At 63.4% G+C, this 21,801-nt stretch carries 20 protein-coding genes; 11 read left to right on the top strand and 9 right to left on the bottom strand.

Features of this window, described 5'->3' with window-relative positions; genetic code table 11:
• Positions 1-178: 178 nt before the first annotated feature.
• Together AC56LY_RS22960 and AC56LY_RS22955 are read right to left on the bottom strand one after the other, a co-directional pair.
• Positions 179-1,009 (bottom strand): lectin OAA family protein, encoded by an 831-nt coding sequence (locus tag AC56LY_RS22960; RefSeq protein WP_499583400.1) that lies wholly within the window; start codon positions 1,007-1,009, stop codon positions 179-181.
• Positions 1,010-1,347: 338 nt separating this feature from the next.
• Positions 1,348-2,319, bottom strand: coding sequence for an AraC family transcriptional regulator (locus AC56LY_RS22955; RefSeq protein ID WP_499583399.1), 972 nt, complete (start codon positions 2,317-2,319; stop codon positions 1,348-1,350).
• A gap of 206 nt (positions 2,320-2,525) precedes the next feature.
• Here AC56LY_RS22955 and paoA point away from each other — a divergent pair, with 206 nt between their 5' ends.
• The 5 genes from paoA to AC56LY_RS22930 all read left to right on the top strand — a co-directional run bounded on the left by paoA (position 2,526) and on the right by AC56LY_RS22930 (position 8,409).
• On the top strand, positions 2,526-3,179 hold the full coding sequence (paoA, locus tag AC56LY_RS22950) for an aldehyde dehydrogenase iron-sulfur subunit PaoA (RefSeq protein ID WP_499583398.1): 654 nt from the start codon (positions 2,526-2,528) through the stop codon (positions 3,177-3,179).
• Positions 3,176-4,135, top strand: coding sequence for an FAD binding domain-containing protein (locus AC56LY_RS22945; RefSeq protein WP_499583396.1), 960 nt, complete (start codon positions 3,176-3,178; stop codon positions 4,133-4,135). The genes paoA and AC56LY_RS22945 overlap by 4 nt, the downstream gene beginning before the upstream one ends.
• Positions 4,132-6,342: an aldehyde oxidoreductase molybdenum-binding subunit PaoC gene (paoC, locus tag AC56LY_RS22940; RefSeq protein ID WP_499583395.1), complete on the top strand. Its 2,211-nt coding sequence runs from the start codon at positions 4,132-4,134 to the stop codon at positions 6,340-6,342. The genes AC56LY_RS22945 and paoC overlap by 4 nt, the downstream gene beginning before the upstream one ends.
• A gap of 89 nt (positions 6,343-6,431) precedes the next feature.
• A complete protein-coding gene (locus tag AC56LY_RS22935) occupies positions 6,432-6,911 on the top strand; it encodes a (R)-mandelonitrile lyase (protein WP_499583394.1) in 480 nt (159 codons plus the stop codon).
• A gap of 139 nt (positions 6,912-7,050) precedes the next feature.
• Complete coding sequence (locus AC56LY_RS22930; protein ID WP_499583393.1) at positions 7,051-8,409, top strand: sensor domain-containing protein; 1,359 nt, start codon at positions 7,051-7,053, stop codon at positions 8,407-8,409.
• On the opposite strand, the gene AC56LY_RS22925 is transcribed toward AC56LY_RS22930, so the two are convergent.
• Entirely contained in the window at positions 8,397-9,080 is a 684-nt protein-coding gene (locus AC56LY_RS22925) for a hypothetical protein (protein ID WP_499583391.1), read from the bottom strand. The two genes, AC56LY_RS22930 and AC56LY_RS22925, sit on opposite strands and share 13 nt — an antisense overlap.
• Positions 9,081-9,263: 183 nt before the next feature.
• On the opposite strand from AC56LY_RS22925, the gene AC56LY_RS22920 reads away from it, so the two are divergent.
• Both AC56LY_RS22920 and AC56LY_RS22915 read left to right on the top strand, forming a co-directional pair.
• Positions 9,264-9,614 (top strand): hypothetical protein, encoded by a 351-nt coding sequence (locus AC56LY_RS22920; protein ID WP_499583390.1) that lies wholly within the window; start codon positions 9,264-9,266, stop codon positions 9,612-9,614.
• Positions 9,615-9,730: 116 nt separating this feature from the next.
• Positions 9,731-10,462, top strand: coding sequence for an HAD family hydrolase (locus tag AC56LY_RS22915; RefSeq protein ID WP_499583389.1), 732 nt, complete (start codon positions 9,731-9,733; stop codon positions 10,460-10,462).
• Here AC56LY_RS22915 and AC56LY_RS22910 read toward each other — a convergent pair.
• The 6 genes from AC56LY_RS22910 to AC56LY_RS22885 all read right to left on the bottom strand — a co-directional run bounded on the left by AC56LY_RS22910 (position 10,411) and on the right by AC56LY_RS22885 (position 17,802).
• Positions 10,411-10,878 (bottom strand): hypothetical protein, encoded by a 468-nt coding sequence (locus tag AC56LY_RS22910; protein WP_499583388.1) that lies wholly within the window; start codon positions 10,876-10,878, stop codon positions 10,411-10,413. The genes AC56LY_RS22915 and AC56LY_RS22910 overlap by 52 nt on opposite strands.
• Positions 10,871-12,025, bottom strand: coding sequence for an MGDG synthase family glycosyltransferase (locus AC56LY_RS22905; RefSeq protein ID WP_499583474.1), 1,155 nt, complete (start codon positions 12,023-12,025; stop codon positions 10,871-10,873). The genes AC56LY_RS22910 and AC56LY_RS22905 overlap by 8 nt, the downstream gene beginning before the upstream one ends.
• Before the next feature lie 160 nt (positions 12,026-12,185).
• Positions 12,186-14,015 (bottom strand): glycoside hydrolase family 15 protein, encoded by a 1,830-nt coding sequence (locus AC56LY_RS22900; protein ID WP_499583473.1) that lies wholly within the window; start codon positions 14,013-14,015, stop codon positions 12,186-12,188.
• Between the two features lie 19 nt (positions 14,016-14,034).
• Entirely contained in the window at positions 14,035-14,814 is a 780-nt protein-coding gene (otsB, locus tag AC56LY_RS22895) for a trehalose-phosphatase (protein ID WP_499583387.1), read from the bottom strand.
• Positions 14,811-17,099: an alpha,alpha-trehalose-phosphate synthase (UDP-forming) gene (locus AC56LY_RS22890; RefSeq protein WP_499583386.1), complete on the bottom strand. Its 2,289-nt coding sequence runs from the start codon at positions 17,097-17,099 to the stop codon at positions 14,811-14,813. Before AC56LY_RS22890 ends, otsB begins: the two co-directional genes overlap by 4 nt.
• Positions 17,100-17,265: 166 nt before the next feature.
• Positions 17,266-17,802: a hypothetical protein gene (locus AC56LY_RS22885; protein WP_499583385.1), complete on the bottom strand. Its 537-nt coding sequence runs from the start codon at positions 17,800-17,802 to the stop codon at positions 17,266-17,268.
• Between the two features lie 345 nt (positions 17,803-18,147).
• On the opposite strand from AC56LY_RS22885, the gene AC56LY_RS22880 reads away from it, so the two are divergent.
• From AC56LY_RS22880 to AC56LY_RS22865, 4 genes are all read left to right on the top strand, one after another.
• A complete protein-coding gene (locus AC56LY_RS22880; RefSeq protein ID WP_499583384.1) occupies positions 18,148-18,774 on the top strand; it encodes a choice-of-anchor J domain-containing protein in 627 nt (208 codons plus the stop codon).
• 80 nt (positions 18,775-18,854) lie between these two features.
• Entirely contained in the window at positions 18,855-19,265 is a 411-nt protein-coding gene (locus AC56LY_RS22875; protein WP_499583383.1) for a post-PEP-CTERM-1 domain-containing protein, read from the top strand.
• Positions 19,266-19,267: 2 nt separating this feature from the next.
• Positions 19,268-20,755 (top strand): PA domain-containing protein, encoded by a 1,488-nt coding sequence (locus tag AC56LY_RS22870; protein WP_499583382.1) that lies wholly within the window; start codon positions 19,268-19,270, stop codon positions 20,753-20,755.
• 509 nt (positions 20,756-21,264) lie between these two features.
• Positions 21,265-21,768 carry a host attachment protein gene (locus AC56LY_RS22865; RefSeq protein ID WP_499583381.1) on the top strand — a complete coding sequence of 168 codons (504 nt, stop codon included), beginning with the start codon at positions 21,265-21,267 and terminating at the stop codon, positions 21,766-21,768.
• The last annotated feature ends 33 nt before the right edge of the window (positions 21,769-21,801 follow it).

The raw sequence follows: 21,801 nt of genomic DNA, 5'->3' as shown, positions 1-21,801 counted from the left end.
CAGGTCTGACATTTGGACACAGACTCTTCCTTGGCCTCTCCACCAAGGATTTCATAGATAGGTTTTTGTCGAGCTCGTGTCCGAATGTCAGACCTGACCCCGATTGTGATTGATTGTGTGACCCCGATTGTGATTGTGGGCCATGCCGCTTGCAGCAGCACGGCCGGTACAACACCAATTACATCGGCAATTCCGTGCTGCGATAGCCGATCGCGCCTTCGCCGTTGTAGGTCATGCCGCCATGCAGGTTGTTACCCTGGTTGCCGGACGTGACATTGAGTGCCACGCTGTGCTGGCCGACACGGCAGCCGATCAGCCAGACACCGCCCGGATGCCATGCCGACGACGTGTCGCCCCACTGGTTTTCGACCTGGTAGTTGTTGCCGGCGACCGCCGTGGCGCGCACGCGGATGGGGCCTTCGCCCGCATACGTCATGGTGCCGGTCAGGGTCTTGCCGCCATCGGTCGAGCTCAGGTCGACCGCGAGCACCGCCTGATCACGGCAGCCGAGCACGGAGATGCCGCCCTGGTGCCAGGGCGCGAACGCGCCGCCCCACTGATTTTCGACAGCGTACACGGCGCCATCGCTCGTCTGGCTTTGAAAACCGATCGGGCCTTCGCCACTGTAGGTCATCGTCCCCTTCAGCGTGGCACCGTTGTCGCCCGATTCGACATGGATGGCGACTACGCTCTGGCCAGGGCGGCAGCCGATGACCCAGGTCCCGCCCGGATGCCACGGCGCCGACGCGCCGCCCCACTGATTCTCGACGGTGTACGTGTTGCTCTGGGTCAGAGTGGCGCGAAAGCCGATGGCGCCTTCGCCTGCGTATTTCATTTGCCCGGTGAGCGTCTTCCCGTTGTCGCTGGAAGTGAGGTCGAGCGCCACCACGTGCTGGCCGGGCCGTGCGCCGATGATCCACATGCCGCCTTCATGCCACTGCGCGGAATTCCCGCCCCATTGGTTCTGCACATGATGCAGATTGTTCGTGGCCTTGCTTGTTTTGGACATGCCTGACTCCTTCTTGACTTGCGCAGCAGAACGGCGCTGCCCCGATGATGCGCAGGCTGGCTGCGCCTGACGACCCCGTCGATGGTGTAGTTTTGAAGTGGATAAACATCCTGAGCGGACTTTATTTTGCGCTAGTCAGCTGTCCGAATTGCTATCAAACGAGCAATTTTTCTTAAACCGGAATACTCCTACGGATGTCCTTCCTTGTTTCCCAAAAGCGCACTCTATGCGCATGACGCCCCGCCCGGACTAACGCACGGGCGCAAAACGCAGGCAGCGCCTGAGCGGCGCGTGCGTTGGTGCGGGTGGGAGGGCGCAGGCAGGTTGTCCTGCACAGGTCAGGCGATGTGGGTGGCCTGGCCGTCCTGCTCATCGCCAACGGTGCGCAATGCACGCACGTCGCGCATTGGCGACTGGCCAAAGAACCGGCTGTATTCGCGGTTGAACTGGCTGGCGCTTTCGTAGCCGACTTCGAACGCTGCGTGCGCAGCGTCCAGGCCGTCCGTGAGCATGCGGCGCCGCGCCTCGTGCAGGCGCAACTGCTTTTGGTACTGCAGCGGGCTCATGGACGTCAAGGCGCGGAACTGATGATGCAATGTCGAGACACCCATGCAGGCGATCTCGGCCAGCACGTCCATGCGCAACCGTTTCGTGTAGTTATCCCGAATCCACTCAACCGCCTTGGCAGTGCGCTGACTGTTTTCGCCGATCGTCGCGATCGCGTGCAGGCGTTTTCCTTCGGTGCTTTGAAGCAGGCGATAAATGATTTCGCGTTTGATCAGCTCGCCCATGAATGCGATGTCCTGCGGCGCAGACTGAAGATCGAGCAGGCGGCAGAACGCATCGAGGAACTCGACCGTGGTTTCTGCGGTGGTCATTGCCGGCCGGTCGATGTCCACCGATGCTGCGCGGACCGGCTCTTGCCCCAGCAGTTCGCGGACCATCGCGATGTCGAGCTTGAGCCGCATGCACAGGTAAGGCGCATCCCTGCTGGCCTCGATGACCTGGCTCGTCACCGGCAGGTCTAGCGACGTCAGCAGGAAGTTGGCGCAGTCGTAGTCGAAACTTGTGTCGCGCAACCTGACGCGTTTCTTCCCTTGCAATACGATCGCCATGCTTGGCTCATAGGTCACCGAATCCGGAAAGGTCGGCGCGCAATAGCGATACAGCGTCACCCCGGGTATGGCCGTCTCCAGGCTTGCTGCCGATCCCATCAGCGCGCTGACGCGCTTGACCAGGTGGGTTCGCAATGCGTCGCGGCGCTGCGGCGCGAGCGGATAGGGCAAGGCAGCATGGGAAGTCTGATGCACGGTCTGGGTCTCCATTGTCGCCGCAAGGATATGTCGAGATATGACGGATGACTATGGAATTGTCGCGCTTCCAGAGAATCGGGCAATGAATCGACAGGATGAGGATACCGTTTCAATCGTGCTGGCCGCAAGCTTGTTGGCTCTGCAAGAAAACGCGTATCGACTGCCGTTCGGTACGACCACAGTCACTGATGGGAGATGCATGCATGAATAGTCCAGATAGTCTTGAATTGTCGCGCCGGGAATTCCTGCTTACCGGATCGGCCGCAACGGCCGTCGGCGTCATGCCATTTACCGCCGTTGCCGCACCGCCCCCGGTTGCCGCGCAAGGTGCAGTAGCAACGCTGACGATCAGTCTGAATGGCCAGTCCCGTGAACTCCGTATCGATACGCGCACCACACTGCTGGACGCCTTGCGCGAGCACCTGCACGTCACCGGCACCAAGAAGGGCTGCGACCAGGGCCAGTGCGGTGCGTGCACGGTCCTGGTCAACGGCCGCCGCATCAACGCCTGCCTGTCGCTGGCCGTCATGCACGAGGGTGATAGCATCACCACGATCGAAGGCCTGGGTACGCCGGAGCACATGCACGCCATGCAGGCGGCCTTCGTCAAGCACGATGCCTACCAGTGCGGTTATTGCACGCCTGGCCAGATCTGTTCGGCAGTGGCCGCGCTCGGCGAGATCGAGGCGGGGATACCGAGCCACGTCAGCGAACAACTCACGGCCCAACCGGTGTTCAGCGCCAGCGAACTGCGCGAACGTATGAGCGGGAATATCTGCCGCTGCGGCGCCTATTCGAACATCATCGACGCCATCACCGAAGTCGCCGGCATGAACGGCACGAAAGGCACGCCATGAAAGCATTTACCTATGAACGCGCGCAGTCGCTGGCGCAGGCGGCGGCTGCGGTCGGGCGCAATCCCCACGCGAAATTCATTGCTGGCGGCACCAACCTGCTCGACCTGATGAAACTCGCAATCGAGACGCCCACCCATCTCGTCGACGTGAATCCCCTGGGCCTGGACAGGATCGAGCAAACACCCGAGGGCGGTTTGCGTATCGGCGCCCTGGTGCGCAACACCGATCTGGCGACGGACATGCGGGTGCGCCGCGATTACAGCCTGCTGTCGCGCGCCCTGCTTGCCGGCGCGTCCGGACAACTGCGCAACAAGGCAACCACGGCGGGCAACCTGCTGCAGCGGACACGCTGCCCTTACTTCTACGACACGAACCAGTCCTGCAACAAGCGCAAAGCCGGCAGCGGCTGTAGCGCAATCGGCGGTTTCAGCCGCCAGCATGCGGTCATTGGCGTCAGTGACACGTGCATTGCGACGTATCCTGGCGACATGGCCGTGGCCATGCGGGCACTCGACGCCACCGTCGAGACGGTCAAGGCCGACGGCACCCGGCGTGGGATCCCGATCGCCGAATTTTACCGGCTGCCGGGCGCTACGCCTCAGCGCGACAACACGCTGCAGCATGGCGAACTGATCACTGCAGTCACTTTGCCTGCACCAGTCGGCGGCGTGCACATTTATCACAAGGTGCGCGACCGTGCGTCGTATGCCTTCGCACTGGTGTCCGTCGGCGCCATTGTGCAAGCGGACGGCAGTGGCCGCGTCGCCCTCGGTGGCGTCGCGCCCATGCCCTGGCGGGTCGAGGAAGCCGAACGCGAGCTGCCGCGCGGCGCCAAAGCCGTGACCGCGCGCCTGCTCGCAGGCGCCAGGCCGACGCACGAGAACGCATTCAAGCTGACGCTGGTCGAGCGCACGCTCGGTTCGGTCATCGCACAAGCAAGGAGCACGGCATCATGAGATTCGATACCCCAGCCACCACCAACCCGATCGACCAGCTCAAGGTCGTCGGCCAGCCGACCGACCGCATCGATGGGCCGTTAAAGACCACCGGCACCGCAACCTACGCCTATGAGCAGCATGCTGCAGCGCCGGGCGCAGTGTATGGCTACATCGTCGGCGCGGCCATTGCCAAAGGGCGCATCGAGGCGGTCGATGCACGGCCGGCCAGCCAGGCGCCGGGGGTGCTCGCCGTCATCAGCGCCGCGAATGCAGGCAAGCTCGACAAGGGCGCGTTCTACGCGGCGCGTGCGCTGGCCGGGCCGGACGTGGATCACTACCACCAGGCGGTCGCCATTGTCGTGGCGAAAACCTTCGAGCAGGCCCGAGCTGCCGCGCAACTGGTGCGGGTGCGGTATGCCAAAGCCAAAGGCGCATTCGACCTGGCGGCAGCAAAGGACGCTGCGCCCCTCTCGAAGGTGGCGCCGTACGCACCGCCGCCCGAAACGGCTGCCGGCGACTTCGAAGGCGGTTATGCCAGCGCAGCCGTGAAACTCGACGTGCGCGTCACGACGCCTGACCAGTCGCATGCGATGATGGAGCCGCACGCGACCATCGCGGCGTGGAACGGTGGCAAGCTCACACTATGGACTTCCATCCAGCAGGTCAACTGGGGCGTGCGCGACATCGCGAAGACACTGGGCATTGCCGAGGATGACGTGCGCATTGTCTCGCCGTACATCGGCGGGGGCTTCGGCGGCAAGGGCACAATTCTGTCCGATGCGGTACTGGCGGCAGTCGCAGCCCGCAAGGTGGGCCAGCCAGTCAAGGTGACGCTGCAGCGCGCACTCATGTTCAACAACGTCACCCACCGCCCCGCGACGATCCAGCGGATTCGCATCGGCGCCAGCCGCGATGGCAGGATCACGGCCATCGGGCACGAAAGCTGGTCAGGCAATATCGCCGGCGGCAGGCCCGAAGCAGCCACCACGGCAACCCGCCTGCTGTATGCCGGCCCGAACCGCATGACGCGCCTGCGGCTGGCGCACCTCGATCTCCCGGAGGGCAGCGCAATGCGTGCGCCGGGCGAGGCGCCAGGCATGATGGCGCTTGAAATTGCGATGGACGAGATGGCCGAGAAGCTCGGCATGGATCCGGTGGCATTCCGTGTGCTCAATGACACCCAGGTCGATCCTGAAGAACCGACGCGCGCGTTTTCGCAGCGCCAGCTGGTCGAGTGCCTGCAGACAGGGGCGGCACGCTTTGGCTGGAGCGAACGCACCGCGCGCCCGCGCAGCCGGCGGGATGGCCGCTGGCTGGTCGGCATGGGAATGGCAGCGGCGATCCGCGGCGCGCCGGTGGCGAAGTCGGCGGCCCGTGTGCGTCTCGACCATCTCGGCATCGTGACTGTCGAGACCGACATGACCGATATCGGCACCGGCACCTACACCATCCTTGCCCAGACCGCCGCAGAGATGATGGGTATCGGTGTGGACAGGGTGAACGTACGACTCGGCGACTCGCGCTTTCCCGAGTCCGCCGGTTCGGGCGGGCAATGGGGCGCGGCATCCTCGACGGCAGGCGTGTATGCCGCCTGCGTCAAACTGCGCGAGGCCGTGGCGCGCCAACTCGACATGGACCCGGCAAGCGCCGAATTCGTCGGCGGCATGGTACGCGCCGGCAGCCGCGCCGTCCCGCTGACGCATGCGTCGAGGTGGCGCGACATCGAGGCCGAGGATGTCATGGAATTCGGCGAACTCGCCAAGCAGTATGCGATCCAGACCTTCGGCGCGCATTTTGTCGAGGTCGGGGTCGACGCCGCCACTGGCGAGATCCGTGTGCGGCGCATGCTTGCCGTGTGTGCAGCTGGCCGGATCCTCAATCCCAAGACAGCACGCAGCCAGGTCATTGGCGGAATGACGATGGGCGTCGGCGCAGCACTGATGGAAGAACTCGTCGTCGACAAGCGCGCTGGCTACTTCGTCAATCACGACCTGGCAGGCTACGAAGTGCCGGTCCACGCCGATATTCCACACCAGGACGTCATCTTCCTCGACGAAGTCGATCCGGCCGCGTCACCGCTCAAGGCCAAGGGCGTGGGCGAACTCGGTATCAGCGGCGTCGCAGCCGCCGTCGCGAACGCGGTCTATCACGCGACGGGAGTACGCGTGCGCGACTACCCCATCACTTTGGACAAGTTCCTCGACCGCCTGCCGGACGTCGCCTGATATAGGGGCAATCGACAGTCAGCAATCCAACATTGATTGACATACCGGTCTGGCGCACATAACCGGACCACAGAACCGGAAGGATGACGATGAAGATCATTACTGCGACAGTCATGTCGCTCACCCTGGGCGCATCGGCCCTTGCCAGCAGTACGAACGGTACGCCAGCCACCATGGTCATCGCGCGCGCGGGCAGCCAGGCCTCGATCAGCGGTCCTGCGCAGAATTTCACAGGCCGCGTGCGCGTAGATCCGCTGTTCGATGCGCGCGCGCCATCCACCGTGTCGGGCGGGGTCGTGACCTTTGAACCGGGTGCGCGTTCGGCCTGGCATACGCACCCGATGGGACAAATACTGATCGTCACTGCCGGTACGGGGCGCATCCAGCAGTGGGGCGGCAACGTCGAGCAGATCCGTCCCGGCGACGTGGTCTGGACCCCGCCTGGTGTCAAGCACTGGCACGGCGCCGCGCCAACGACGGCGCTCACGCACATGGCGATTCAGCAGAGCGGCGATGGCAAGAATGTCGAATGGATGGAAAAAGTCAGCGACGAACAGTACAGCCAATGAACGGCGCCGTTCATCTTCGGCATTGAGCGGCAGCGGCGTGTTGTGCGCAACAAGAGCCTCAGCAATTGTGTTGAACCCCCATGCGCATGACGCCACGATCTGACCGGATTTCAGATCAAATGTCATTTAGAATATGTACATGGAATACACCGTCCGCGCCCCGATTGCCAACTTCACCGACCTGCTGCTCGACGCCGTCTGCATGGTCGACGCCGGCGGGCGGTTCGTGTACGTCAGCGCGGCCGGTGTCAACATCTTCGGCTATACGCAGCAGGAAATGATTGGCCTGCGCGTGATCGACCTGGTCGCCCCCGCCGACCGTGAACGCACGCTCGCCGCGGCGCAGGACATCATGAATGGCCAGGCCCATACCAACTTTGAAAACCGCTACCTGCGCAAGGACGGCAGCATCGTCCATATCATGTGGTCGGCGCGCTGGTCCGAGGCCGATCAGCTGCGCGTGGCCGTTGCGCGCGACGTCACCGCCCTGAAACAGGCCCAGGCGATGCAGTCGGTGCTGTACGCGATATCGGAAGCGGCCCATGCGAGCGACAATCTGGCCGACCTGTTCGGACGCAGCCACGCCATCGTCCGTGAGCTCTTGCCGGCCTCCTGCTTCGGGGTGGCCCTGTGCGACAAGGCAGGCCAGGACATGGACTTCACGTACCTCGTGGACGATGGCGCCCCGTGCGACGCATCGCTGATGCCGCTTCTGTGCGAGACAGTGGCGCAGTGCGCTGCGCCGCTGCTGCTCGCGCCGGGCGCGCAGGACGGCCTGCCGGCGCCCTTGCGGGCGGCTGCGGCGACCATGGCAGGCGGCGCGCTGGCCGTACCAATCACCACGCCCGATGGCGTCGTTGGCGTCATCGCGCTGCGCAATGGTCCGGATGACACGCCGTACCGGACGCAGGACCGGGACTTGCTGGTGTTCGTAGCCGATCAGCTCGCCGCCGCCATCGGACGCAGGCAACTGCATGCGCAACTGCAGTTCATGGCCCTGCACGACGAGCTGACCCGCCTGCCAAACCGGCGCCTGTTCTACGACCGTCTCGATACCGCGCTGGCGCATGCCCGGCGCCAGCAGGAGCGGTTGTCCCTGCTGTTCATCGACCTGAACCGGTTCAAACAGGTCAACGACAGCTTCGGTCATGCCTGCGGCGACCGGTTGTTGCAGGAGGTCGCGCGTCGTGTCTCAGCCTGCCTGCGCAACAGCGATACGCTGGCGCGCCTGGGTGGTGATGAATTCGTCGTCCTGCTGGAAGACGTCACGCTGCCCGCCGATGCGGGGCTGGTGCTGGACAAGATTCACCTGGCGCTGGCACCGCCGGTCGAGCTGGGCGAAGGACAGTGGCTGCAGATGTCGGTCAGTGTCGGTGTTGCGCACTATCCCGAGCATGGCGGCAACCGCGACGAACTTCTTTCGCACGCCGACAAGGCGATGTATGCCGCCAAGGCAGCCGCAGCGCTTGCCGGATCAGGGGTGCATCAGCCGGCCTGATCGGCATCCTTGCGCCCCAATCCCGGCGCCAGCCCCATGCCCATGCCGCCACCGCCGCCGCCATCCGCATTGCCCCCGCCATTGCCACCGCCCCGGTTACCACCCACCTCGCCCTTGCCACGCGCCGCGCCGCCCTGGGTACGCGTCGGTCCCTGCAGCGGAATCAGCACATTGGCCGGCATTGGCCCCAGGTCCAGTGCGCTGCGAATAAAACCGCGCAGGCTGATCACCAGGTCTGCCGTGTGAATCGGCCGGCCGGCCGCCAGGTCCGCTGCAGCCTGTCCCGCCAGCCGGCAGTGCTCTTCGGTGCCCAGCAGCAGGATGTCCGCCAGCGCGGCCTCGACCGCATCGCGCATGCGGCGTGACCGTTCGGAGCTGAAGGTTTCCTCGGCCACTGGCAGCGCGCCCTCCCCGGCCCGGGTGCGCTCGTGCAGATCGCGCAAATGGGTCGGATCGACCGTCAGCTGACCGGTGAACGAGCCGCCCAGCGCGCGGTAGGCCGCGATTAGTGTCTTGAGCCGCTCATTGATCTGGCGGTTCATGCGCTCGCGCCGCTGCTGGATCGTCTGCATGATGATGAGGCGAATGCCCACCCCGAGAAGGGTAATGATGGCAAGGCCGATGATGGTCGTCATCGCACCTTGCCACGAGCTGAAATCCATGGAACGCATGCTTGCCCCGACAAAGTCTGAAGGATGCCAGTGTACCGATTCGGCGTTCTTCACACGCCGGTCAGCAGTGTGTGGTGAGACTATCGTCCCGGTGGCATAACCATTTCCCAGGAGATGAGTGATGACGATCAAGCATGTATTCATTGTCGGCGTCGCAAAATGCGGCACCACGGCGCTGTCGGAATGGATGGTCGTCAATGGGCTTGCCGAAAACCGCGTGCCCGCGAAAAAGAACCGTATCTGTATGCGAACGACGAGCCCCACGCGGCGCGCTCGCGCCGGGGCGACGTGCCGCTGCTCGACGCCAGCGCCGGTTACGCCTTCGATCCGGCAACCGTGCAGCGCCTGCCCCAATACGATACGCGCCTGGTCCTGTGCCTGCGCAACGGGTTCGGGCGGATGTGGAGCTTCTACAAGATGTTCAAGGTCGACTGCCTGGGCGGGGACGAGGCACGCAGCCTGATCGCCTCAACACGCCTGGGCGACAGCCTGCTGGACCATGCCGAACTGGACCGTTACCTCGCGACCACGTAAGCATGTCAGCAGGCCGTTTGTCACACCCCTGTCATGACAGCGCCCGATGATGACGTACAGTGAGCACCGGCAAGGTTGATATGCCGGTCCGGTCAACGGCATCGGGAGCGCTGCACATGTACAACAGTGATAAACGGCTTCTCATCCTCGACGCGGATGGCACCACCATCGATGCTTTTTCGGCGATCGCCATGGCCTTCAACCAGCACGGCTGCGTGCTCGGCGCTGAAACGGCGTTCCAGAAACGGCACCACCTGCTCAAGTATGTGGGCGGCCTCAAACAATTCCCGTCGATCATCAAGAAAAACCTGCGCAAGAACAGCCGCGCCAAACTGGTCGACACGCTGACCGACATCTACCGGCAAGAAGCCCGGCTGTATGACGGCATTCCCGACCTGATCCGCGAACTGATCGCTGCGCCCGGCATCACCGTGGGCATCGTCACGCGCAATATCACGATCGAGCCCCTCGAGACGCTGCGCCAGCTGTTCCTGCGCCACGACATCGATATCGGCGCACTGGATTTTCTGGAGCATATTCCACTGAAGGACAAGAAGACGGCATCGTTTCGGGCCGTGCGCGAGCGCTTCGGCGTGAATCCGGCGCGCGGCTATATCTGCGGCGACGAGCACAAGGATTTCACGGCCGCTGCCAACACCGGCATGCACCCGTTCATGGTCTCGTACGGCTTTGAAGACTACGATCGCCTGACGAACAAGTTCGACATTCCGCCGGAACTGATTTCGCGCACCTCGGGCGAGTTATGCGATCGCGTGCGCCATGCGCTGGACCTGGCTCAGGCCCCGTACCAGAACAGCAGCGCACTGACGGCGCCGAACAGCCAGTAATCGATCGGCGCGCCCAGCGCCCAGCGCTTGTGCCACGCCACATGCACCTGCTTGAAGCGGCGCCAGCCGAACGCGGGATTGATGACGAACCACAGGTAATCCTCGACGATCCAGAACAGCATGATCGACGCCATGATCGTCGCCTCGAGCTGCCACGACCACTGGCCCATGACAAACAGCGGAAAGTGAAACACCAGCCCGATGAACGAGAACATCCACAGGTGGTAACCGGTCAGCGCGCGGCCGCCCCAGAAGATGTCGAGCAGCAGATGCTCCTCAATGCGCCAGGTCGGCAGATTTGCTGCCCAGCCGGCCTCGCCTTCGATTTCCACCTCCACGCGCGCGAACAGATACGCCAGCGCCAGCACGGCGCACACCGTCGCCACGAGCCTGGCGCCATCGGGCAATTCAAACATGGACGGCATCCTGTTGGCGGGCGGCTTGCACCAGAACGGTTTCGACGACGTGGCGCGCAGCCTGCGGGCGGCCAAGGGCGCGTGCACAGGCTGCCATGTCGGCCAGTTTTTCCGGATGCGCCATCAAGTAGCGGATGCGGTAGTCGAGCGTTGGCAGATCCACCGCCTTGAGCGCGGCGCCATGCTCAAGCAGATAATTGGCGTTGTGTTCTTCCTGGCCAGGGATCGGTGCATTGACGATCATCGGCAAGCCCATCGCCAGGCATTCGGCCGTCGTCGCGCCGCCCGGCTTGGTGATCACCAGATCGGCGCACGCCATCAGGCGCTCGACGTGGTCCGTGTACCCATGCGGCGCCAGCCGGCCCGGGAACCGCACGGCCAGGCGCTGCAGTGCGGCCAGTTCGGCAACGTTCTTGCCGGCCAAAGCGATCAATTGAAAATTGCCCGGAATCGCCAGCAACTGCTGCGCCACGCGGTGCAGGCCGCCCAGACCGGCGCCGCCGCCCATCAGCAGGAAGGTCGGCAGCGCCGGATTCAGGCCAAGTGCTCTGGCGCAGTCGGCGCGGTCGTGGGTGAGGGAAAACGCCGGCATCGTGGGAATACCAGAGACATAGATGGCATGCGCGGCGACGCCCTGCTCGTGCATGCGGAACGCCACCTCGTCGTTGGCGGCAAAATAGCCGGTGACGTGCGGCTGCAGCCACATGCGGTGCAGGTCGAAGTCGGTGACTTGTACCCAGAGCGGGCACGTGAGTTTTCCAGCGGCGATCTGTTGCGACAGCACTTCGGCCGGCTGGAAATGGGTACAGATGATCGCGTCGGGTTTCAGTACCGCGATTTCATCGATCAAGGAGCGGCACGCATGCCGTTCGATGCGGCGCCGCAGCCGGCTGACCAGGCTATCCGGCCTGGCCGCATCGGTCCAGCGGTAGATATAGCGCCACAGGCCCGGCGCGCGGGTGATCAGGCGCAGATAGAACTGGGTATAGACCTTGCGCAGCAGCGGCGTGGCAAACGCCATCGCATCCAGGTGGATGACCGTGGCGTCGGGATGGTCGGCCGCGGCGCAGGCGCGGATGGCCTCAGCAACCCGGGTGTGGCCGGCGCCAGCCGGGACGCTGAGCAGGACGATGGTCTTGCCGGCCATGCTGCGCTGGAGTTCACCCTCTTTCACGAGGGGCGCTTTCCGGCCTGCGCCAACGCTGCCGTCCGGTCAGGCGAAGATTTCTGCTTCATGCACACTCCATCGCAACGTGATGCGACGAAGTGTGAAGGCGGATTATGACCCGGCCATGACGCCTATGCAGTTAGACGACGCTGTTCCACGGCTTGGACAGACGCATCGCACAGTTGATCAGGCCAACCATCGAATACGTCTGCGGGAAATTACCCCACATTTCGCCCGTGTCCGGATGCGTGTCTTCCGACAGCAGGCCCAGGTGATTGCGCGCCGCCAGCATCGCCTCGAACACAGCGCGTGCTTCGTCCTCGCGGCCGATCCGCGCCAGCGCATCGATGCGCCAGAACGTGCAGATATTGAAGGCCGTTTCGGGCTTGCCAAAGTCGTCCGGCGCTTCATAGCGGCGCATGTACGGGCCCTCGCACAGCGACTTTTCCAGCGCGTCGACAGTGGCGACGAAGCGCGGATCCATCGGATCGATGAAGTTGATCTCGGCCATCAACAGCACGCTGGCGTCGAGGTCGCGTCCGCCCAGGCTTTCGGCAAACGCCTGGCGCTCTTCGCTCCATGCTTCGGTCAACAGGCGATTGCGGATGATTTCCGCGCGCTCGCCCCAGAACGTGGCGCGCTCGGGCAAGTCCAGCTCTTCGGCGATCTTGGCCAGGCGGTCGCACGCCGCCCAGTTCATCAGCACCGATGAGGTGTGCACGCGGGCGCGCGTGCGCAGCTCCCACATGCCCGCGTCCGGTTCGTCGTACAGGCGGAACGCCTGTTCACCCACGGCTTCGAGTTGCACGAACTCGGCATGCCCCGCACGGCGGAACAGGCGGTGATCGAAGAATGCCTGCGCCGCGCCGAGCACGATATTGCCGTACACGTCGTGCTGGAAGTGCTCCTGCGCCTGGTTGCCCACACGCACCGGCCCGTTGTTGCGGTAGCCGGGCAGGTGCTCGATGATCGATTCGGGCAGCTCTTCCTCGAGCCCGATGCCATACAGCGGCTGGATATGCCCGCCCTTGGCGCGCGCCACGACATTGCTCAGCCAGCGCAGATAGTCTTCCATCGTGCCGACTTCGGACAAGCTGTTCAGCGCCCGGATCACGAAGAACGCATCGCGCAGCCAGCAATAGCGGTAATCCCAGTTGCGCTCGCTGCCCGGTGCTTCCGGGATACTGGTCGTCATTGCGGCAATGATCGCGCCGGTATCTTCGTACAGCGACAGTTTCAGCGTGATCGCGGCGCGGATGACTACATCCTGCCACTCGAGCGGCAGCGCCAGCCGGCGCGACCAGGTGCGCCAGTACGAGATCGTCTCGAGCTCGAAGCGGTGCGCGGTGTCCTTGATGCCGTCGGCCAGCGTTTCGTCCGGTCCGAGCATGAAGTTCAGCGGCCGGTCGAGCAGGAAGAACGATTCGGACATCACGTAATTGAGCGACGCGTCGGTGTTCAGGCGCAGCGTCTGATCGGGACCGACGTAGCGGATGTGGTGGCTGCCCTGCGTGATCTCGGGCGCCTTGGCGCCGTATTCGAAGCGCGGCCGCATGATCACGCGCACACGCACGCCACTGCCCAGCGGACGCACGCGGCGCACCAGCATCAGGGGGCGGAACATGCGGTCGCGGCTCAAAAAGCGCGGCGCGAAGTCGGTGATCTCGATGCCGTTGCCGCCGCTGTCGAACAGGCGCGTGCGCAGCACTGCCGTGTTCGGTTCATACACTTGCTCGCTGCGGGCGAAGTCTTCCAGTTCGACGCTCCACAGGCTGCCCTTCTCGCTCGGATCGAGCAAGGCATTGAAGACCGGGTCGCCGTCAAAGCGCGGCAGGCAGCACCAGACCATCCGGCCCATGCGGTCGACCAGGGCGCTGAAGGCGCAATTGCCGATCACGCCGCAATCGAGCGAACCGGTGGGGTCAATCGTGCCCCGTGCTTCGAGGGCGTTCGGTAGTGCGGTGCTCATTGTCGACTCGTGGGAATCATCATTCATGGGGTATGTCCTTTCCAATGGTTGGCGCGGCGGCTGCTTGCGACAGTACGATGCGCAATTGTTCCGCCGACGCGATGCGGCACTGGGCCACAGTGGGGCCCGGGCCGACCTTCAGGCCGATCCCGCCAATACTTTGTACTTGTGCAAAACCTGCTTCGTCGGTCGTGTCATCGCCGATGAACAGGGGCCGGTAACCGGCGAACGGCGCGTCGGCCAGGAAATCGCGGATCGCCGTACCCTTGCTGACGGCGTTCGACTTGACCTCGACGATCATCTTGCCTTCCATCAGCAACAGGCCCGGGCTGGCGTCCACCGCCACGCGCATCGCGTCGGTGCACAGCGCCTGCAATTCGGGCGCCTGGCGGAAATGCAGCGCCAGCGCGCCGTGCTTTTCCTCGACCCACAGGTCGGGATGGCGCGCCGCCAGCCCCTGCGCAGCCTGGCGCACCAGGGCGAAGTCGGGCGGCGTCAGGCGGCGCACGACGCCGTCGACGCCGCGTCGCTCCATGCCATGCACGCCGGCCGCAGGGAACGTCAGCGGCGCCAGCAGTTTGTCGAGCTCGTTGATCGGGCGGCCGGACACGAGGGCCAGGCGCCCTTTCAGGCGCGCCTGCAGCAGCGGCAGCGCGGCATGCAGCATGTCGGTGACGATCACCTGGTCGGGCAGCGGCGCGATGTCCACCAGCGTGCCGTCGAAGTCCAGAAACAGCGCGCAATCGGGCGCGGCCAGCAGGTCGAGTGCGGCCTGCAGGTTGTCAGTCGCAGCGGTCATGCTTCCCCCCTGCGCACACGGTCCTGACTGAGCGAGACGATGCGCGACTTGACGCGCTCGCGCTGGCGCAGGCGCGCCGCATCCTGCAGCATGCGGCCGGCCCAGCGGTAGACGTTGAAGTCGCGCACCCGGCGGCGCATGCTGCGCATCCGCTCGCGCTGCTCGTCGCGCGGCATGCGCAGCGCCTGGTACAGGGCTTCGGCGCCCTCTTCAATGTGGTACGGGTTGACGATCAGCGCTTCATGCAGCTCGCGCGCTGCGCCGGTGAACTGGCTCAGGATCAGCGCGCCGCCTTCGTCGTCGCGGGCGGCGATGAATTCCTTGGCCACCAGGTTCATGCCATCGTGCAGGCTGGTCACGCTGCAGACGTCCGACGCGCGGAAGTACGTGCGCAACTGGCGCTGTTCGTGGTGCTCGGTTTTCAGCACGATCGGCAGGTAGGTGCCGCTGGCGTAGCGGTCATTGATCCGCTGCGCCAGGCCGCGCACGCGCGTTTCCAGGTTCTGGTATTCATCCAGCGACGAACGGGTGGGCGCGGCGATCTGCACGAACGTGAACTTGCCGATCATTTCGGGATACAGCTCGAACATGCGCTCGACCGCTTCAAAGCGCTCGACGATGCCCTTGGTGTAATCGAGACGGTCGACGCCGATGCCCAGCAACTGGTCGGCCGGCAGCGACAGGGACTGGCGGATTTCGGCGCGGCAGGCGGCGATATCGGGTTCGCCCGGGATTTCGTCAGGCCACGCGATGGAAATCGGATACGGTTTCACCTGCGTCAGCTGGTTGCCGTAGCTGACGGTCGATGCTTCGTCTTCGATGCGGGTTTCCAGGTAGCGGTCGACCGTGTCGAGGAAATTTTTGCGGTGGAACGGCGTATGGAAGCCCAGGATCGTGCTGCCCAGCATGCCGTCGAGGATTTCTTCGCGCCATGGGCAGATGCCGAACGACTCCGGATTTGGCCATGGGATGTGCCAGAACGTGATGATGGTTGCCTTCGGCAGCACCGCGCGCACCATGCGCGGCAGCAGGGCGAAGTGATAATCCTGCACCAGCACGACCGGGTTGTCGGAGCGCGCTTCGGCGATCACGGCATCGGCAAAGCGCTGGTTCACGCGCACGTACTCGGCCCAGTCGGTCGAGCGGAACACGGGGCGCACGTGCGCAATATGGCACAGCGGCCACAGGCCTTCGTTGGCAAAACCGTAGTAATAGCCCTGCTCTTCTTCCTTCGACAGCCAGACGCGGCGCAACGTATAGCTCGGGTTATCGGGCGGGACCGGCACGTGGTCATTGGCGTCGACCGTCTCGCGGTCGGCCGAACCGGCGCCATGCGCGATCCAGGTACCGGAACAGGCGCGCATCACGGCTTCCACTGCCGTGACCAGGCCACTGGCCGGACGCTGGACTTTCACGCCATTGGGTGTGGCCACGTGGATGTAGGGCTCGCGGTTCGAGACCACGAGGATCTGGTCGCCGGCCAGGTCCTGGTTCAGCAGCAGCTTGAGCGTTTCGGGACTCCAGGTCGTTGACTCGACCGGGCTGGCAGCCAGCTCGCGCTGATAATCGTTGAGCATGGCGCGGAACTCGCTGGCCAGCGGCGCCATGTCGCCTTCGGCCGGCACGGGCTCGGTCGCACCGGGACGTGGCGAGCGCGGCAACAGTTCGCCGCGCAGCATTTCACGCATGCCGGCCACCCAGCCATGCCAGCTCAGATGGGCGATGATCACGGTGATCATGGAAATCGCGCCAGCCATCAGCACAAACAGGCCGAGGATGTATTTCTTGGTGTCGGCGCTGCGGCGCTCGATGAAGCTCATGTCCTGCACCAGCACCAGGCGGCCGGCAGAGACGCCGTCCTGCATCAGCTCGCGCGTGGAAACATGGACGGGGCCCTCTGCCAGGCGCACCACGGGATTGGACGTCGAACCGTCCTCCTCGTTGCTGACCTGCCCCTCGCGGCAACCGAGCGTGGCCGGATAGGTCGAGGTTTTGTACAGCAGCATGCCGTCAGTCGAGCACAGGGCCAGCGCATACAGGCGCTCGTCCTGGATCGCGCGCTCGAACGCATCGTTGATGCGTTCGCCCGAACCATCTTCGAGATAGGTCAGCAAGGGCTGTTGCAGCGTGCTAGACACCAGACGTGAGCGCGTGTCCAGGTCACGCACGAACCAGCGCTGGGTAAGATTTTCCATCCACGGAATGGCAAAGTACCCGAACAACGCCAACACAATGGCAAGGGGAACGATGAACCGCAGGGACAATTGAATGGATCTGAAGCGCATGAAGCTCTTTCAATGGGACGAAGACGCCGACCGATTGATTATAGCTATCTAAAAATTATCTTGTCGCTATGGCATGCAACGGTGTCGAACGGGGCGGGATTGGCTGGCAAAAACGCCGCTGCGCCTGATATGGCATGCCGGATTGCGGGATGCACTGAATGCTGTTTTAACCCGGCACGCGTTTCATGACGAACTCGGCCCGCGGCCGGGCGTGTCGCTCCAGGCGGTAAGTCAGCACGGCGCCATCCTCGCTGACGGTCACGGTCCACAGATTGGTGTCGGCGCCGGGAACCAACCTGGCCGTATAGGCGTCTGCCAGGAATGCCTGCGCGCGGGCAGTGCCGCCGGGCTGCGCCATGCCGCCGTACATCGTTACCCTGTCCGGAGTGCCGTCAGCGTGACGATGGTCATGGCGCAATTCCAGCCCTGCTGCAGGGCGCGTGAAAATCCACGTACGCGAGCGATCTTCACCCACTTTGAGCGGCATGCGTACATCGGCCGTGCTGCAGATGACTTCGGTCGAGATGGTCTTGTTGGCAAACTCGTTGTGCGGATCGATCGCATAAGTCTGGCCGCCCTCGAAGCGCTGGCCACACATCGTTCTGAGGGTGGCCATGAAGCTGTCGCCAGCGACGGGCGTTGGTACTGCAGCACAACCGGCCAGCAGGCAGGTGGCAGCAAGCAGGGGAAAAAGAGGATGCATCGCGGTCCTGTTCCAGAAAAAAAGCGCTGTAAAGACAGCGTCCTGCCACACTGACAAATCATCAACAAAACCTACTCAATGGCAACAAAATAGCGTCAGCGCATGAAATGGAAAATAAAGTGTCGTTATTTATGTGACAAGCGTATGAAATTTGTCGGAAAATCTTACAATTATTTACGAAATTTTCATTTCGAAAAATATTCTTCATAGAAATCAACGCTCTGTTTTGCTGGCACGTAATGTGCATTACACCCGATAGTCGTCGAATGATCGTTACGACACCCGATACAGGGGCTGTGACACGAATGCAGCGCCGTTCATCGTACACACTTGGAGCGCATCAGAATGAAGAAAGCACTTGTTGCATTGCTGGTTTCCGGAATGATGTCCTCGGCGTTCGCCGGGGTCGTGATTGAAGAAGGTTTTGATGATGTAGGCAGCCTGCAGGGCAAAGGCTGGGTCGTGGACAACAAGAGTTCCCCGGTTGGTACCACCAGCTGGTTCCAAGGCAGTGTCGGCTTCTACGGCCAGGGCGCCGCTGAAGGCTCCAACGATCGCAGCTATGTGGCAGCGAATTACAACAATGCTGCCGATGGCGGCACGATCAATAACTGGCTGTACACCCCCGAATTCTCGACCCTGATTGGCGCAACCGTCTCGTTCTGGCTGAATGCCGACGACGCCGCCACCTACGACGACAACATCGCATTTGGCTTCGTCGACGCCGCTGGCGCCATGATCGATCTGATGCCGAGTATCAGTGTCGGCTCCGGCTGGACGCAGTATTTCGCCTACATCGGCCCAACCGCTGGCAGCGCCCGCTTCGCCTTCCAGTACACCGGTGACAATGCTACCGCGAACTACGTCGGCATCGACTCCCTGGTCGTCGACGTACCTGAACCGTCGAGCATCATGATCCTGGCCGCTGGCGCCATGGGCCTGGTTGCCGCACGTCGCCGCAAACGCGCCTGAGCGCTCCACGCCACGTTGTCTGCCGAAGCGCGCTGCGCTTCGCACATTTTGCATCGAATATGTTTTCCCAGGAGATTGTCATGTTCCAGAAACAACAAACCGGCCTGCGCGCACTGCGCGCCGCCGGCATTGCTCTTGCCCTGATGGGTTTCGCCGGCCAGTCCGCCATTGCCCAGGAAGCGCCAGTCGTCTCGAATGAATCGCTGACCGTCGTGCGCGATGCCGAAACCGGCAAGCTGCGCGGCGCCACGCCCGACGAAGCCGTCGCGCTGAAGGCCCAGTCCGTCAAGGCAATGGCACGCATCGCACCGAAAGCAACGCTGCAAAAATTCCACAGCAGCGGCGCGCGCGGCGCCCGCCTGACCGACGAGTTCATGACCACGTCAGTGGCGGTTCGTAACGCCGATGGCAGCATCAGCGTCACGCACGGCGACACCCAGAATGCCGATTCGACCGGCCACGTTCACACCATTACGCCTGTCACGGATTAATCATGCGCACCCCATCCTTCTCGCTCACCGCCGCACGCACCGTCCTGGCCACCGCCAGCATCCTGACCTGCATCGCTGCGCAAGCTGCAACCATCACCATCCAGAGCCGCGATCCAGCCGGCTTCGGCTTCAACGATCCGACCCCGGTAGCACCGGTTGGCGGTAATAACGGCACCACCCTCGGCCAGCAACGCATGAACGTGTACCGCCACGTTGCCGATATCTGGGAACGCAATCTGCAGAGCAATGTGACGATCACCGTGTCGGCCGGCTGGGAACCGCTGACCTGCACCGCCACCTCGGCCACGCTGGGCAGCGCCGGCGCCTGGAACATCTGGAATAACTTCCCAGGCGGCAAGCCAAACACCTGGTATCCAGCGGCACTGGCCAACAAGCTGGCCGGTGTCAACCTGACCAATGGTATCCCTGACGACGGCACCGGTTATGGCAACGTCGACATCAAGACCCAGTTCAACGTCAACCTCGGCCAGCCGAACTGCCTCGCAGGCAGCAGCTTCTACCTGGGCCTGGACGGCAATGCCGGCAGCAATGTGAACTTCGCAGCAACCCTGCTGCACGAACTGGGCCACGGCCTGGGCTTCTCGGTCGTCAGCGTACAGACTTCGACTGGCTACCGCATCAATGCGGCTGGTTCGTCGTATGTCGCCACCGGCGGCCTGCCAAGTGTCTGGGAAGAGTTCATGTACGACAACACGGCCAAGAAGAGCTGGCTGAACATGACGTCGGCCGAACGCCGCGTCTCGGCCATCAACCCGCTGGGCCTGGCCTGGACCGGCGCCAACTCGGTCGCCGGCGCCAGCATTCTGCGCTCGCAGCCGATCCTGAAAGCGGCGACGCCAACCGGCATGCTGCCGTTCATCAGCTACTCGGCGTCGGCCTTCGGCCCGACTCTGCCAGCCGTCGCTTCGCTTGGTGCACTGGCCACGATCACGCCACAGGATGGTGAAACCGGTCCTGGCTGTGAACCATTCAATGCGGCCAATGCGGCAGCAGTCCGCGGCAAGGTGCCGATCATCAGCCGCGGCGCGTGCGGCTTCGCCGTCAAGGTGAAGAATGCACAGAACGCTGGTGCAGTCGGTGTTCTGCTGGCGAATAACGTTGCCGGCGACATCGCACCGGGCGGCGCCGATCCAACCGTCACCATCCCGTCGGCCGGCATCACGCAAGCTGCTGGCGATGCGCTGAAAGCCGCTGTCGCCGCCGCCAAGCCATACGGCACGCGTTCGCAGCCAGGCGTGGTGATCGCGTCGCTGGCCACCGATCCGACCCGCAAGGCTGGCGCCGATTCGCTCGGTCGTCCGCTGCTGTACACCCCAGCGGTGCTGGCAGCCGGTTCGTCGGTCTCGCACTGGGACGTGACGGCATCGCCCAACCTGCTGATGGAGCCAAGCATCAATTCGGACCTGACCCTGTCGGTGTCGCCGCCGCAGGATCTGACGCTGCCACTGCTGAAGGATATCGGCTGGTAATTGACTGTCGACGAACACGGCGCGAAGGCGCCGTGATGTACGGATGCAAAAACGCCACCTCGCAAGGTGGCGTTTTTGTTTGCTGCTACCGCGATCGTCGATTAGAAGATCAGGTACAGGATGACCAGTACAACGACCGGGATGCCCAGGAGCCAGCCAATGAAGAATTTACCCATGATAATGTTCCTTCCGTGTTTGCAGTGTCGATGGATCCATCTTGCGCCCTGCAGCGTCCCCGTTCAGTACGCTACTGCACGTCCACGGGCAAATTGATCCATTTGGTATCTCATCGCCTGCCCAGGCGCGCACGGCAGGAACGCGGTGCGACGTGGATTTTTTGACGGGGCTATACTAAATCATCACTTGTCGCCAGGCAGGGAACACGGGCCGATGCTGTGCGTCGTTCGTGTCCGTTACTGTCGGCGATGGCCTTCATGCGCATCGCGCCAGCCGGGGCCAAGGCTTCGCAGCGCCAGATGCGCCCACTCACCATTCAATCAGGGGACTCTATGCCTACAACCTGGATTATCGCGGCCAATGCCGGTCGTGCACGTATTTTTGCCGATGCCAAATCTGCCAAGTCGCTGCAAGAAGTGGAAGACATGGTCAATCCTGCTGCGCAGGGGCGCGTGAGCGACATCGTGACCGACCGCCTGAGCCCACGCTCGGCCGGCAATAGCGGCCACAATATCGGCGGCGGTCAGGGTGGCGGTTTCGAGCACGCCACACAGGCAGGCGCGCCGGGCAGCGACTATCAGCCAGCCGTCACGCCAGCCGAACACGAAGCACAAAAGTTTGCCAAGGACGTTGCCGCGTACCTGTTGCAGGGGCAGCAGAAAGGCCAGTACCAGCATCTGATCGTGTCCGCCTCGCCCGAGTTCCTGGGCCTGCTGCGCACCGCAATCGATCCGCAGGTCAAGGCGCTCATCACGCATGAGCTCAACAAGGATTACACGCACTCGAGCGGTCACGAACTGCGCGGCCAACTCTCGGCGCATCTCGAAAAAGCTTAAGGTCGGCTGACCGCAAGGTCGCGCCAACCCTGA

It is taken from the genome of Telluria sp. ZT3P25 (genome assembly GCF_059685895.1).
The sequence above is the reverse complement of the archived record's forward strand: the minus strand, read 5'-3'. Positions and strand labels throughout refer to the sequence as shown.

Coding starts and splice junctions, on each gene's coding strand:
- AC56LY_RS22960 (WP_499583400.1), bottom strand. CDS start 1,009: ATGTCCAAAACAAGCAAGGCCACGAACAATCTGCATCATGTGCAGAAC.
- paoA (WP_499583398.1), top strand. CDS start 2,526: ATGAATAGTCCAGATAGTCTTGAATTGTCGCGCCGGGAATTCCTGCTT.
- AC56LY_RS22945 (WP_499583396.1), top strand. CDS start 3,176: ATGAAAGCATTTACCTATGAACGCGCGCAGTCGCTGGCGCAGGCGGCG.
- paoC (WP_499583395.1), top strand. CDS start 4,132: ATGAGATTCGATACCCCAGCCACCACCAACCCGATCGACCAGCTCAAG.
- AC56LY_RS22935 (WP_499583394.1), top strand. CDS start 6,432: ATGAAGATCATTACTGCGACAGTCATGTCGCTCACCCTGGGCGCATCG.
- AC56LY_RS22930 (WP_499583393.1), top strand. CDS start 7,051: ATGGAATACACCGTCCGCGCCCCGATTGCCAACTTCACCGACCTGCTG.
- AC56LY_RS22925 (WP_499583391.1), bottom strand. CDS start 9,080: ATGCGTTCCATGGATTTCAGCTCGTGGCAAGGTGCGATGACGACCATC.
- AC56LY_RS22920 (WP_499583390.1), top strand. CDS start 9,264: ATGGATGGTCGTCAATGGGCTTGCCGAAAACCGCGTGCCCGCGAAAAA.
- AC56LY_RS22915 (WP_499583389.1), top strand. CDS start 9,731: ATGTACAACAGTGATAAACGGCTTCTCATCCTCGACGCGGATGGCACC.
- AC56LY_RS22910 (WP_499583388.1), bottom strand. CDS start 10,878: ATGTTTGAATTGCCCGATGGCGCCAGGCTCGTGGCGACGGTGTGCGCC.
- AC56LY_RS22905 (WP_499583474.1), bottom strand. CDS start 12,025: ATGGCCGGCAAGACCATCGTCCTGCTCAGCGTCCCGGCTGGCGCCGGC.
- AC56LY_RS22900 (WP_499583473.1), bottom strand. CDS start 14,015: ATGAGCACCGCACTACCGAACGCCCTCGAAGCACGGGGCACGATTGAC.
- otsB (WP_499583387.1), bottom strand. CDS start 14,814: ATGACCGCTGCGACTGACAACCTGCAGGCCGCACTCGACCTGCTGGCC.
- AC56LY_RS22890 (WP_499583386.1), bottom strand. CDS start 17,099: ATGCGCTTCAGATCCATTCAATTGTCCCTGCGGTTCATCGTTCCCCTT.
- AC56LY_RS22885 (WP_499583385.1), bottom strand. CDS start 17,802: ATGCATCCTCTTTTTCCCCTGCTTGCTGCCACCTGCCTGCTGGCCGGT.
- AC56LY_RS22880 (WP_499583384.1), top strand. CDS start 18,148: ATGAAGAAAGCACTTGTTGCATTGCTGGTTTCCGGAATGATGTCCTCG.
- AC56LY_RS22875 (WP_499583383.1), top strand. CDS start 18,855: ATGTTCCAGAAACAACAAACCGGCCTGCGCGCACTGCGCGCCGCCGGC.
- AC56LY_RS22870 (WP_499583382.1), top strand. CDS start 19,268: ATGCGCACCCCATCCTTCTCGCTCACCGCCGCACGCACCGTCCTGGCC.
- AC56LY_RS22865 (WP_499583381.1), top strand. CDS start 21,265: ATGCCTACAACCTGGATTATCGCGGCCAATGCCGGTCGTGCACGTATT.